The sequence below is a fragment of the Cupriavidus sp. 2TAF22 genome, from assembly GCF_052115045.1.
In the GTDB taxonomy this organism is placed as follows: domain Bacteria; phylum Pseudomonadota; class Gammaproteobacteria; order Burkholderiales; family Burkholderiaceae; genus Cupriavidus.
On sequence record NZ_JBFRFX010000048.1, the window covers coordinates 1 to 13169 of the forward strand.

General features: G+C 67.7%; 9 protein-coding genes. 6 read left to right on the plus strand and 3 right to left on the minus strand.

Features of this window, described 5'->3' with window-relative positions; translation table 11 throughout:
- Positions 1-238: acyl-CoA dehydrogenase family protein (locus AB4Z48_RS34635; RefSeq protein ID WP_441622459.1), on the minus strand; the 238-nt coding region annotated here is incomplete at its 3' end.
- Between the two features lie 83 nt (positions 239-321).
- The gene (locus AB4Z48_RS34640; RefSeq protein WP_441622461.1) at positions 322-2046 is read right to left on the minus strand and encodes an AMP-binding protein; all 1725 of its coding nucleotides are present in this window, start codon (positions 2044-2046) and stop codon (positions 322-324) included.
- 322 nt (positions 2047-2368) lie between these two features.
- Between AB4Z48_RS34640 and AB4Z48_RS34645 the strand changes: the two genes are divergently transcribed.
- The 5 genes from AB4Z48_RS34645 to AB4Z48_RS34665 all read left to right on the plus strand — a co-directional run bounded on the left by AB4Z48_RS34645 (position 2369) and on the right by AB4Z48_RS34665 (position 8353).
- On the plus strand, positions 2369-3076 hold the full coding sequence (locus AB4Z48_RS34645) for a TetR/AcrR family transcriptional regulator (RefSeq protein ID WP_441622463.1): 708 nt from the start codon (positions 2369-2371) through the stop codon (positions 3074-3076).
- A 281-nt stretch (positions 3077-3357) separates the two neighbouring features.
- Positions 3358-4110, plus strand: coding sequence for a DUF3348 domain-containing protein (locus tag AB4Z48_RS34650; protein ID WP_441622465.1), 753 nt, complete (start codon positions 3358-3360; stop codon positions 4108-4110).
- Positions 4111-4120: 10 nt separating this feature from the next.
- Positions 4121-7000 carry a DUF802 domain-containing protein gene (locus AB4Z48_RS34655; RefSeq protein WP_441622467.1) on the plus strand — a complete coding sequence of 960 codons (2880 nt, stop codon included), beginning with the start codon at positions 4121-4123 and terminating at the stop codon, positions 6998-7000.
- Positions 6997-7644, plus strand: coding sequence for an OmpA family protein (locus AB4Z48_RS34660; RefSeq protein ID WP_441622469.1), 648 nt, complete (start codon positions 6997-6999; stop codon positions 7642-7644). Before AB4Z48_RS34655 ends, AB4Z48_RS34660 begins: the two co-directional genes overlap by 4 nt.
- Positions 7637-8353: a DUF2894 domain-containing protein gene (locus tag AB4Z48_RS34665; protein WP_441622471.1), complete on the plus strand. Its 717-nt coding sequence runs from the start codon at positions 7637-7639 to the stop codon at positions 8351-8353. The genes AB4Z48_RS34660 and AB4Z48_RS34665 overlap by 8 nt, the downstream gene beginning before the upstream one ends.
- A 27-nt stretch (positions 8354-8380) precedes the next feature.
- Here AB4Z48_RS34665 and AB4Z48_RS34670 read toward each other — a convergent pair whose 3' ends face one another.
- Positions 8381-8857, minus strand: coding sequence for a lecithin retinol acyltransferase family protein (locus AB4Z48_RS34670; protein WP_441622509.1), 477 nt, complete (start codon positions 8855-8857; stop codon positions 8381-8383).
- 346 nt (positions 8858-9203) lie between these two features.
- Here AB4Z48_RS34670 and AB4Z48_RS34675 point away from each other — a divergent pair, with 346 nt between their 5' ends.
- A complete protein-coding gene (locus tag AB4Z48_RS34675) occupies positions 9204-13163 on the plus strand; it encodes a hypothetical protein (protein ID WP_441622473.1) in 3960 nt (1319 codons plus the stop codon).
- Positions 13164-13169 lie beyond the last annotated feature (6 nt).

Genomic DNA, 13169 nt, shown 5'->3' on the forward strand with positions numbered 1-13169 from the left:
TGTTGGCGCCGCCGTATTCCTCGGCCACCGTGTTGGCGCCGCCGTATTCCTCGGCCACCGTGATGCCCAGCACGCCCAGGTCGCCCATCTTCTTCCAGGCGTCCATCGGGAACTGGTCGGTGCGGTCGATCTCGGCGGCGCGCGGGGCCAGTTCGGCCTGCGCCCAGTTGCGCACGCTCTCGCGCAGCATGTCGATGTCTTCGCCGAGGCGGAAATTCAGGCCGGGGAGTTCGTTCATATCAATGCTCGTAGTCTGGTTGGATGGGCCGCCCCGGGGCAGGGCGGCCTTGCGTCGGATGGGGGCAGGGACCGGCAGGATCTTCAGGCCGTCTTGTTCTCGCTCAGCCCGAGTTCCTTCGTCATGCTGTCGCGCATCACGAACTTCTGCACCTTGCCGGTGATCGTCATGGGCATCTCGCTGACGAAGCGGATATAGCGCGGGATCTTGTAGTGCGCGATCTGGTCGCGGCAGAAGGCACGGATGTCATCCTCGGTGGCGGTCTCGCCCGGCTTGAGCACGATCCACGCGCACACTTCCTCGCCGTACTTTGCGTCCGGCACGCCGAACACCTGCACGGCCTGCACCTTCGGGTGGCGGAACAGGAATTCTTCGATCTCGCGCGGGTAGATGTTCTCGCCGCCGCGGATCAGCATGTCCTTCACGCGGCCGACGATATTGCAGTAGCCCTCTTCGTCGATGGTGGCCAGGTCGCCGGTATGCATCCAGCCGTCGCGGATCGCCTCGCGCGTGCGCGGCTCGTCGTCCCAGTAGCCTTGCATCACCGAATAGCCGCGCGTGCACAGCTCGCCCTTCTCGCCAACCGGCACGATCTCGCCGGCGCCGTCCACGATCTTGACTTCCAGGTGCGGCTGGATGCGGCCCACCGTGGTCACGCGCTTGTCGAGCGGATCGGTGGTGGCGCTCTGGAACGACACCGGGCTGGTCTCGGTCATGCCGTAGGCAATCGTCACCTCGGCCATGTGCATCCGCGCGATCACGCGCTTCATGGTCTCGATGGGGCAGGGCGAGCCCGCCATGATGCCGGTGCGCAGGGAGGAGAAATCGTACTTCGCAAAATCGGGATGATCGAGCTGCGCGATAAACATGGTCGGCACGCCATGCAGCGCGGTGCAGCGCTCCTCGCTGACGGCCGCCATGGTCGCCACCGGCTCGAACGCCTCGCCGGGGAATACCATGCACGCGCCGGTGGAAACGCACGCCAGCACCGCCAGCACCATGCCGAAGCAGTGGTAGAACGGCACCGGGATGCACAGCTTGTCCTGTTCGGAGAAGCGCATCGCCATGGCGATGAAGCGCGCGTTGTTGACGATGTTCCGGTGCGTCAGCGTGGCGCCCTTGGGCGCGCCGGTCGTGCCGCTGGTGAACTGGATGTTGATCGGGTCATTGCGGTCCAGCGAAGCGCTGATGGTGTCCAGCTCCCCGGTGATGGCATGCGTGCCGTGCGTGAGCAGCGCATCGTAGTTCAGCATGCCGGGCGTACGCTCGCCGCCCATGCGGATCACCCAGCGCAGCGCCGGCAGGCGCGCGGCCTGCAGGTGGCCCGGCTCGCTGGTGGCCAGTTCCGGCGCCAGCGTCTGCAGCATCTCTAGGTAGCGTGACGTCTTGAACGATTCCGCCGCCACGATCGCCTTGCAGCCCACCTTGTTCAGCGCGTATTCCAGCTCCGACAGACGGTAGGCCGGGTTGATGTTGACCAGCACCAGTCCCAGGCGCGCGGTGGCGAACTGCGTCACCAGCCATTCCACCCGGTTGGGCGACCAGATCCCGATGCGGTCCCCGCGCTCCAGTCCCAGCAGGCGCAGGCCGCCCGCCATGGCATCCACCACCTGGGAGAATTCCAGCCAGGTCCAGCGCACCCCCTGTTCGCGGAATACCACCGCCTCCCGGCCGGGAAAGCGCGCCACCGTTCCGGCAAGCAAGGCCGGCACCGTCAGCTCGGACAAAGGGATGTCGGTCTCGCCCCGTACATGGGAACGTCCCGCCATGGGCAAAGTCGATGGGTCAGCCGCACCCTGCATCGTCATACTCGTCTCCAAAGCGCTGTCGCAATCTTGTCTGAACCCCGGATTTCTGAGTCTTGGTCAACTTTGTTGAGTAAGGCTCAAGTTTCGGGGTGCGCATATTTTTTGCCCGCCTGGCCTATGTATTAGGCGGATAGTCAGGCGCGCTGAGTGCAAAAGTACACGCTGGCTCCGAAAAAAGCAACCTTGAGTTGAGTAAAGATCAATTACAATGCCATGACACGCACCGAGGCTGCGCCGCAGCATGCCCGGGCGGCCAGTCAGCGCCAGTGTTTGCTGCGCCGCACTATAATCGCCGGCTCCCGGCAAGCGAGGTAACAAGTCGATGGACGACATCATGGTGCGGCGCCGCGTCCCCGCTGGCGCCAAGGCGGAGCAGCGCATCCGCGATATCCTGCGCGTCAGCCGCGAAGTCTTCGCCGAGCTGGGCTACGAGCGCGCCACCACCACCGAGATCGCCCAGCGCCTGGGCATCTCCGAAGCCACCGTCTTCACCTACTTCCACGGCAAGCGCGAACTCTGCGCGCGCGTGATCGAAGACTGGTACGACGAGATCATCGGCGTGGTCGAGGAAGGCCTGCCGCGCGACCAGAGCACCAAGGTCCAGCTCGAGTTCTACGTCCGCACCCACCTGCGCCTGTTCCTGATCCAGGGCACCGGGCTGTGCGCGCTGGTGCTGTCCGAAGGCCGTGCCAAGGGCCCCGGCCTGGGCGAAGTCTTCGTGCCACTGCAGCGGCGCTACACCGCGCCGCTGATGGACCTGCTGGCAAGGGCGCGGGAGAGCGGCGAGATCCGCACCGACCTGCCGCTCAGCCTGCTGCGCTCGGCCATCCTCGGGCCGATGGAACATATCCTGTGGGACGCCATCGCGCGGCAGCGGGAAGTGGATATCGAGCGCACGGCGCGGGATATCGTCGCGCTGCTGTGGCCGGCCCTGCAGCCCCCCGATCTGGAAGCCGCCGCGTTGCGGCAATTCTATGGCGAGGTGGGCGCCGCGCTCCGGCGCGTCGAACAGGGTGGGGCAGGCGCCTGAGGCCCTGCGCGGCCTTCTGCCGGACAGCCGCTTCGGTGAAGCCATGCCGGCGCTGATCAACGCCGTCAGCATGCTGGCGGCGAGCACGCCGGACAGGTGGGTTGAACTAAGCGATCCATTTCGCCCAGGTCGCGCGCCGCTGCCGCCAGCGGTTCGTCGCTGACGCCGGGGGCGCGCGGCATGTCGGTCGACACCGGGTACGGATGGCGGCCGGACAGCGGGCAGTAGCAGGCGTCCTGCCGTCGGGGGTGTAAACTCCTCCCTTTTTTGACTCTGGTGGTATGGTGCAAGCCCCTCGGCACACAGGTTTCAGCGGCCCGACGCTCGTTCGCTTGCTTGCTCGCCTGACGGACGTCGATGTTCCCGAATCCAGGCAATCCCTGTCGGACCGGCTGAGCCAATGGCTTGGCTGGACGGATGCCATTGCGCTGTCCGGGGCGCTGAACGGCAGTCCGCCGGCGGTTGCCACCGGCGCGCGGACATTCGGCAGCGCCGAGGAGCGCGAATGCGCGCGCGTGCGGACCGCGCTGGCGGATGCCATTGCCGGCGATACCGCGTCCACCGCCGCCAGGCGGTCCGGGCGCGCGCCGGTGCCCACGAAGGCAGCACACGTGGACACGGATGTCGATTACGCTACTTTTCGTCAGCGCTATCTCTCTTTGCAACAGACGATGGAGACGAATATCGGCAACTTGCGCACCCGCCTGCGCGGCATGCTGGCCGGCAGGTCGCCAGAGATGGCCCGGCTCGCGGCGGTGGATGGCGTGATGGAGGGAGCGCTGGTCGTGCGCGAGCGCAGCCTCCTGGCTACGGTGCCCACGTTGCTCGCAGGGCACTTCGAGCGCTTGCGCCGGGCGGAGAAGGCGGCGCTGGCGGACGCCGAGGCCGCCGAGGCCGCCGAACGCCCCGCGGCGGTGACGCCCGGCGCATGGCTGGAAGTGTTCCGCAAGGATATGCAGAGCGTGTTGCTCGCTGAATTGGAAGTTCGTCTACAACCGGTAGAAGGCCTGCTCGCGGCTTTTCGCACCAGCTAATTAGGGCGCCATGTCCCGATATCTTGTTAAGTTTGCTGTTTTCCTGGCGGGTCTGATCGCTGTGTGCTGGATCGGCGTGGGCTATGTCGGCTCGAATGCGCTGGCGCTGGCGGTCACGATGCTGGTTGGCGCTTTCTACCTGGCGGGCGCGCTCGAGTTGTGGCGCTATCAGCAGGCCACATCCGGCCTGACGCACGCCGTGGCAGGCTTGTCCGAAGCGCCGGCCAGCCTGGGCTCCTGGCTTGAGCAATTGCACCCCAGCCTGCGCAATGCGGTGCGGCTGCGCATCGAGGGTGAGCGCGTGGGCTTGCCGGGGCCGTCGCTGACGCCGTATCTGGTGGGCCTGCTGGTGCTGCTGGGCATGCTGGGCACGTTCCTGGGCATGGTGGTGACGCTGCGGGGCACCGGGATGGCGCTGGAAAGCGCGACGGACTTGCAGGCGATCCGCGATTCGCTGGCCGCACCGGTCAAGGGCCTGGGCTTTGCGTTCGGCACCTCGATCGCCGGCGTGGCCACTTCCGCGATGCTGGGGCTGCTTTCCACCTTGTGCCGGCACGCGCGGATCCAGGCGGCGCAGATGCTGGACGCCAAGATCGCGACGACGTTGCGCATCTATTCGCAGGCCCATCAGCGCGAGGCATCCTTCAAGCTGCTGCAACAGCAGGCGCAGGCGATGCCCGCCCTGGTTGACCGGCTGCAGGCCATGATGGCGGCCATGGAGCAGCAGAGCGCCGCCATGAACGAGCGGCAGATGGCCAGCCAGGACGCCTTCCAGGGCAAGGCCGAGGCCGTATACAGCCGCCTGGCCGGCGCCATGGAGCAGTCGCTCAGGGAAGGCGTCGCGGAAAGCGCCCGCGCGGCGGGTGCGGCGCTGCAGCCGGCCGTGGAGGCCACGATGGCAGGTCTTGCGCGCGAAACAGCGTCGTTGCACGACGCTGTCTCGCAGGCCGTGCAGCGTCAGCTCGATGGCCTGTCCACGGGATTCCAGGCCACCACGACCAAGGTGGCGGGGATCTGGGGCGACGCGCTGGCGGGCCAGCAGCGTGCGAACGAGGCGCTTGCCCGGGACCTGCGCGGCTCGCTCGACGGCTTTGCCGCGACTTTCGAGCAGCGCTCGGCCAGCCTGCTGGAAAACGTCTCGACCCGCCTGGAGACCGCGGCGGGCAGCGTATCGGAGGCGTGGAGCGACGTACTGGCGCGGCACGAACGCGTCAGCGCGAAGCTGGCAGGCGACAACCAGCACGCCCTGGCGGCGGCCGCGGCGACCCTGGAGCAGCACTCGGCATCGCTGGTGCGCGCGGTGGGCCAGTCACATGCCGGCCTGCAGGCGGAGCTTGCAGCGCGGGATGAACAGCGGCTGGCGGTATGGGCCGAGACGCTCGGTGCGATGACGACGGCGCTGAATCAGGCGTGGGAGCAGGCGGGGGCGCAGACCGCGAGCCGGCAGCAAGCGATCTGCGAGACGCTGGCACAAACCGCGCGCGACATGTCGGACCACGCGCAGGCGCACGCCAGCAACACGGTCGCCGAAATCGACCGGCTGGTGCAAATCGCCGCGCAGGCCCCGCAGGCCGCGGCGGCCCTGCAGGCGGAACTGGCATCGCGCGACCAGGAACGGCTGGCGGCCTGGACCGGATCGCTGGGCTCGATGGCAGCCACGCTGCGCACGGAATGGGAACTGACGGGCGCACACACCGCCAGCCGGCAGCAGGAAATCTGCGAAGCACTGGCCCAGACCGCGCGCGAGATTTCGTCGCAGACGCATGCGCACGCCAGCAATACGATCGCCGAGATCGACCGGCTGGTGCAAGCCGCCGCCGAGGCCCCCAAGGCTGCTGCGCAACTGCAGGCGGACCTGGCATCGCGGGACCAGCAGCGGTTGGCGGCCTGGACCGAGTCGCTCGCCGCGATGGCAGCCACGCTGCGCAAGGAATGGGAGCAGACCAGCACGCATACGGCGAGCCGGCAACAGGAAATCTGCGAGACGCTGGCGCGGACCGCGAGCGATATCTCGTCCCGGACGCAGGCACACGCCAGCGAAACGATCGCCGAGATCGACCGGCTGGTGCAAGCCGCCGCCGAGGCCCCCAAGGCTGCCGCGCAACTGCAGGCGGACCTGGCATCGCGGGACCAGCAGCGGCTGGCGGCCTGGACCGAGTCGCTCGCCGCGATGGCAGCCACGCTGCGCAAGGAATGGGAACAGACCAGCACGCAGACGGCGAGCCGGCAGCAGGAAATCTGCGAGACGCTGGCGCGGACCGCAAGCGATATCTCGTCCCGGACGCAGGCACACGCCAGCGAGACGATTGCCGAGATCGGCCGGCTGGTGCAAGCCGCCTCGGAAGCGCCCAGGGCCGCGGCCGACGTCATCGGCGAACTGCGCCAGAAGCTCTCCGACAGCCTGGCCCACGACAACGCGATACTGGAGGAGCGCAGCCGCCTGCTGGAAACGCTGGGCACCCTGCTCGATGCCGTGAATCACGCCTCCACCGAGCAACGGACGGCGGTCGACGCGCTGGTCGCCACGTCGGCCGAGCTGCTCGATCGCGTCGGCACCCGGTTCACCGACAAGGTCGAGGCCGAAACCGGGAAGCTCTCGGAAGTGGCCGCGCAGGTCACCGGCAGCGCCGTCGAGGTGGCGAGCCTGGGTGAAGCATTCGGCGTCGCCGTGCAGTCGTTTGGCGAGTCGAACGACAAGCTGGTGGCTCACCTGCAGCGCATCGAAGCGGCCATGGACAAGTCCATTTCGCGCAGCGACGAGCAACTTGCGTATTACGTGGCACAGGCCAGGGAAGTCATCGACCTGAGCATGCTGTCGCAAAAGCAGATCGTCGAAGACCTGCAACAGCTCGCCGGCGAGCGGGCATCCGCCGGCACCGAGGCAGCATGAGCGAGGACATCGACGGCGGGCTGGAGCCGGCAGTACCGACCTGGGCCGTCTTTGGCGATCTGATGTCGGTGCTGCTCGGGGCATTCGTTCTGATCCTGGTGGGCGTGATCGGCGTGCAGCTGGAACTCTCGACCCGGCTGGAGGAAGAGGTCAAGCGGCGGCAGGTGGAGACGCAGCGCCGCAAGGCCCTGGAAGACGCGCTGGCGGGGCCGCTGGCGGCGGGCCGGGTGACGCTGGTCAATGGACGTATCGGCATCAGCGGCAACGTGTTGTTTGCGCTGAATTCCGATCAGTTGCAGCCCGCGGGCCGGGACGTATTGAAGAGCCTCACCGGCCCGCTGTCCGCGTACCTCCAGGCCCGGGACGAAATCCTCATGGTCAGCGGCTTTACCGACGACAAGCAGATGCGCGAGGGCAACAGCCGGTTCGCCGACAACTGGGAGCTGTCGGCCCAGCGCGCATTGACCGTGACCCGCGCGCTGGTCGATGACGGTATTCCGTCGTCCTCGGTATTTGCGGCCGCGTTCGGCTCGGCACAGCCCGTGGCGTCGAATGCCGATGCCGTGGGGCAGGCGAAGAACCGCCGGGTGGAAATCGCGCCTATCCCCAGGCCATCCCGGGCGACGGTGAAGCCCCGTGAGTAATGACGAGACCCAGGCTGGCGGGAACGGTGGCGGCGGGACAAGCCACGCCCGGGCGACGCTCGACGCATGGCGCGAGCGCGGCGCCGATCGCCTCGATCCCATCCGCTTTCATTTCATGGACGCGCTCGACCGGCGGGCAGCCGGCCACGGCGGCCAGGCGCGGCGCCTCCTGGACGACCGGCTGTCCAAGCTGCTCAAGGCATATGGCGACGATCTCGAAAGCGCCGCACGCAAGCGTGGCGATGCCGCTGGCGCGCCCGCGGCACCCGCGCCCGCTCGCGGGGCGCTTGGCGAGCTTGTCGAATACATCGCCAGTCACGCCACCAGCCACGCCGCCGGCCGGCCGCCGGCTGACGGCGGCGGCGCGGCAGCAAGGGAGCCCCGGCCCGGACTAGCCGCCTTTCCCGAACTGGAGGTGCTCGATCATTTCAGGGAAACCTGGTCCAGGCTCAGGGTCAGTTCAGACCGGCAACTGCGGCAGTCGCAGCAGCAGGTTCCCGACAATGCCGGCCCGCTCAACTCGAACCACCTGGTGCACCGGGCGCTCTTGCTGATGCGGGAGCTGTCGCCAGGATATCTCCAGCAGTTCTTGTCGTACGTCGACGCCCTGTCGTGGATGGAGCAGATGAACGGCGCAGGCGCCTTGGCGGGCAAGGACGCCCCTCGCGCCGGGAATGCCAGGAAGAGTGTGCGGGGCAAATCACGCTAAGGCCATGCCGCGCCAGGCCGGCACGGGTCAGGCCACGGCAGTGCCGATGGGCCACATCGGCGAAGCCGACGCAAGGCATGCCGTGAGCAGGCATAGCGCGGTCCGCAGGGCCGCAACAGGGTCGATGAAGCACGCGCGCACCTGTTCGCTGCGGCTTTCGCCATAAAGGCACCAGGCACAGAAGTGCTCGCAGTTATTGGTCAGCAGCCTGTAGCGATTCTCGCCCAGCCGTGAGCGCGCACGCTGCGCGGCTTCGTTCGCGAGGTAGACCGGACGGGGGCCGGGCTCGACCGAAAGTGCGTGACCGCCGGCGAAACGCGCGACGCTGACTTCCTCTACGGGGCCGCAACGCAACGACCCGGAAAAACCGGCGTAGTGCACCACCTTGCCATCGCCCACATAGATGCCATGGTGGCTGTAGCCGTGCCGCGCCGTGACGAGATGGGCGCCGAGAGGCGGCTCCCTGTCGACACCGGGATGCCATTGATGCCATTGTGTCGGCATCGACTCTGCAGCAGTGCCTGGATAGCTGGTTGACTGGCCCATGATCGAACGCCCCGGGATCTGGTGACTTCGATCCAAGCGTAGCCATGGCAATGCATTAATGATAATTAAACGTTTTTCTCGTAAGCATAAGTATTTGCTTATGCTATGCCGCCAGGCACTGGATCCACCCGGGATCCTGGCGTCCCGCCCCTGAACAGTGGAGCCGCCGGCTTTCACCAGGGGCGGCGGTCGTCCCGCGGCTGGCCCTCTCCTACGAATCTTCCGTTCTTTCGACTAGGCTGTAGCGGTGCATGGCCCGTGGCCGTTCGCTGTCACGGCGTGAAATCGATCGCGGGAGCACAGGATGCCGACCTACCTGGCCGAGGTGTACACCACCAAGTCACTTTCCCTGGCAGCCATCCTCGACCCCACTTCGGACCTGCCGCTCGAACAGCGGATCCAGACCCATGTCCTCCAGGGCAACGCGGCGTTCTTCCGGCAGCGCTACGGCGAAGCGCTCTCGCACTATCTGGCCGCGTGGGGCCTGCTGCCGGTCCTGGTCTGGCCCGTCTTCCCACCTGTGATCGGCAAGCTCGCTCCCGAGCTGCTCTCCAGGCTTGAACTGGTCCAGCCGATCCTCGAAGCCAGTGCCAGCATCCATCGCCTGCGGCCATCCCTTGGCCCGACGGCGGACATCATGCCGCCCATCGAGCCGCCGCCGGGCGTGGCCGAACTGACCGAACGCTACGCCGGCGGCACCGGCAAGGCGCAGCGGTCCCAGGCCCTGAGCCTGACGCTGCTTCGGCAGGGCGAATTCGACCTGGCCCGCCGGCATGCCGAGGACGCGCTGGGCGCCGGCAACGAGGCGGAGCAGGGCGATGGCCATGCCATCCTGGCCGCCATCGCGCTGGCCAGCGGCGACATCGAAGGCGCGCAGGCCGGTTTTTCGCGGGCTGCCGAGACGTACCGCAACCTTCGCAGTCCCGGCGTAGCCGCCTCGATGGATCACAACCTTGGCGTCGTCAGCAGCCTCGCGGGCGATGGCGCCGGGGCCGCCACGCGGTTCGCCGCGGCGGTGAACCAGTTGCCGGCCCGGCTCGACTGGAGCGTGACCCAGGCGCTGAATCCGGGCAGTGCGTCCGTGACGCGGCCGGTCGGGACGGCGGGGCTGCCGCTGTTGCTCAGGAGCGGTGTGACGTGGCACCAGGTAGAGGTCGGCATGGTGGCACCGGTGATCGCGGTCGACGTCGCCGGGCGGGACGGGGCGATCACGATCGACCTGTCGGACAACGGCGCCGCCGCGCTCGAAACTGCGCTCTACCAGCCGCGCATCGATGCCGCCAGGCTGGTGGACCTCGGCATCGACCTCACCGTGCCGGGCATATTCATCTCCTACCTCGCCCAGGTGCGCGGCTTCGTGCTGCCGCTGGCGCTCGGCGATACCTATCATGCGCTGGGCCGCTACGACCTGGCGGCGAACTATTTCGTGCTCGCGCGCGACTATCGCTACCTGAACCTCGCCATCGAACGGCCCATGCTCTGGACCCGGCTGGCCCGCACCTACCTGGCCGAGGGCGACCGCTACTACCGGCAGCAGGACCCCGCCTCCGCGCGGCTCGCCTATGAGCGGATCGTCAAGGTCGTGCCCGGCGGCTACGTGATCGACGGCCCCCTCTACGCGGGCAGCTTCGCGCCGCTGGCGGCCGAGACGATGGCCTTGCTGAACGCCCCCGACTGGCTGCAATTCGATGGCATCGGGTACCAGCGGCGCATCCTCGTGCTGCAGGCGCTCGCCAGCCTCCAGCAGATCGCCAACGGCATCAACTATCTTGGCTTCCCGGACGACATCATCCCGATTCATCCGTGGCGCTACCTGCAGAACCAGGCGCGCTACTTCGCCAACCAGGCGGTCCAGGCCGAGCGGGCCTACCTCAATTTCAAGAGCACGGCGGAGAAGGAGGCATTCACCCGGCTCACCCTCGAACAGGCCGTGGCCGCGCAGCAGTCGGCGGTCAATGTCGAGAAGCAGAAGGTCGCCCTTGCCCAGGAGCAGGAGCGCGTGGCCAAGGAGACATCGGCGCTGGCTGCCCAGCGCATCGAGCAAGCGCAGGCGTCGCGGGACGACTACGAGGCCGTTGCCGAGCAAACCGCCTTCTATGACGAGATCAGTGCGCTTTATTCGGCGCCGGACGGCGGCGTGCATGTCGATCCGGACTTTGCCCAGCAGCTCGGCATCCAGCTCACCTATGTCCACGAGACCTATACCGGGATCACCGGCACGTCGGATTTCTACTATACGAAGGACGTGTCCAAGGGCGACATCCTGCGCACCATGAACCGCAGCCGCAACAAGGCCACCCGCGACCTCGAACTGCGCGACATGGACCGCAAGATCGACCAGCTCGGCGGGGACCTGGCCCTGGCCAATGCCCAGGCGAAGGTCGCCGCAAAGGGCGTCGGGGCAGCCCAGGCCCAGCAGCAGCTTGCCGAACTGCGCGCCGCCCAGGCAAAGAGCCAGCTCAATGCCTTCGAGGACCAGGAGCTGACCCCCGAGCTGTGGGACAACCTGGCCGAAGCCCAGCGCGAGATCAGCCGGCGCTACCTCGACTGGGCCATCGGCGCGGCGTTCCTGATGGAGCGCGCCTACGAGTTCGAATACGACACCACGGTGAACCGGATCCGCTTCGACTACGCGCGCAGCGAACTGGACGGCCTGATGGCCGCCGACCTGCTGCTCGCCGACATCGACCAGTTCAGCTACGACCGCCTGCTGGAGACCGCGAAGAAGGCGCCGGTCAAGGTCAGCATCGCCCTCGCGGACCGCTACCCGTTCCAGTTCCGCCGGGACTTCCAGCAGACCGGCCGGCTCGACTTCCAGACCGCGCTCGACGAATTCGACCGCTGGAACCCGGGCACCTACCGCCGCAAGCTGCGCCGCGTGGAAGTGGTGATCGAAGGGCTGGTCGGTGCCGACGGCCTGCACGGCACCCTGACCAGCAGCGGCATTTCCCTGGACCGCAACCGCAACGGCGCGGTCCAGACGCGCGTGCAGAAGGCGGAGACCATGATCCTGTCGCGCTTCGACCTGCGCGGCGATGGCTTCGTCTTCACCTCGACCGAGGAGCAGGTCCTTGCCGTGTTCGAGAACAGCGGCGTCGCCGGCGGCTGGGTCCTCGACCTGCCGCCGGAGGTGAACGACGTTGACTACCGCACCATCACCAACGTCCATCTTGTCCTCTACTACGACGCCTACTACAGCGGCCAGGTAGCGAGCGTGGTCAGGGCGGAGCTGGCGGCGGCCGGGCGCGACGAGCAGATGCTCGGGCTGTCGCTGCGCTTCCAGTTCCCGGACGAGTTCTTCAATTTCCAGTCCACCGGGGAAATGCGCTATGCCATCGACGAAGCGTACCTGCCCTTCAACCACACCGGGCCGACAGTCCGTGACCTCTATCTGAACCTCGAGACCGTCGAGGGCGCATCCCCGGCGAACCTGACCGTGACGGTCGAGCTGGACGGGACCAGCGCCAACGCGGTGACCGACGCGAACGGACTGGTCGGCACCGCCGATGCGGCACTCGCGGGTTTGCGCGGCCGCCCGCTCGCGGGCACGTGGGTCATCCGGATCGACCCGGGGCTCAACGCTGCCGCCTTTGCCGCCGGGTTTGGCTGGGACAAGATCCGCAATGTCGCTGTCTTTGCCAACTACACGTACGTGCCGCGCGGCCGCACGGTGACGCAAGGCGATTTCGGCGCCGACCCGCTGGCGGGCTTCGAGATCGTCGACGATCCGGGGGCCACCGATGGCGGCCCCGGGGCGTGGAGCTACGACCCGGCAGGCAAGCGCGTCCTGCAGCAATCGGGCCTGCACGCGGCCGCCCTGGAGGATGCCGGCGCGGCCAAGCCGGGCGCCATGCTGGTCGGCAGGACGGATGCCGGCTGGCCGGCGCGCCGGGACCTGGTCCTGCGCACGCGCCTCGCCTCTGACCACGACGGCATTGGCGTGGTCTTCCGCTACCAGGATGCGGACAATTTCTACTACTTCCTGATGGATGCCACGCTGGGCTACCGCCGGCTCGGCAAGAAGGTGGCCGGCGTCTTTGCCGAGCTCGACACGCCCGCCGTGGATGCGGCCGCCGGCTATGACGCCGGGCGGACATACCAGCTCAGCGTGGCCGTGGTCGACAACGCGCTGGTGGCCGCACTCGACGGCGTGCCGGTGCTCGCGGGGCGCGATGCGTCGATACCGGTGGGCGGGCGGGTTGGCTTGCTGGCCTGGAAGAACCCGACCGCGCGGTTCCTTGACCTGGCCGTGCGGGATGCATAGCCGCCT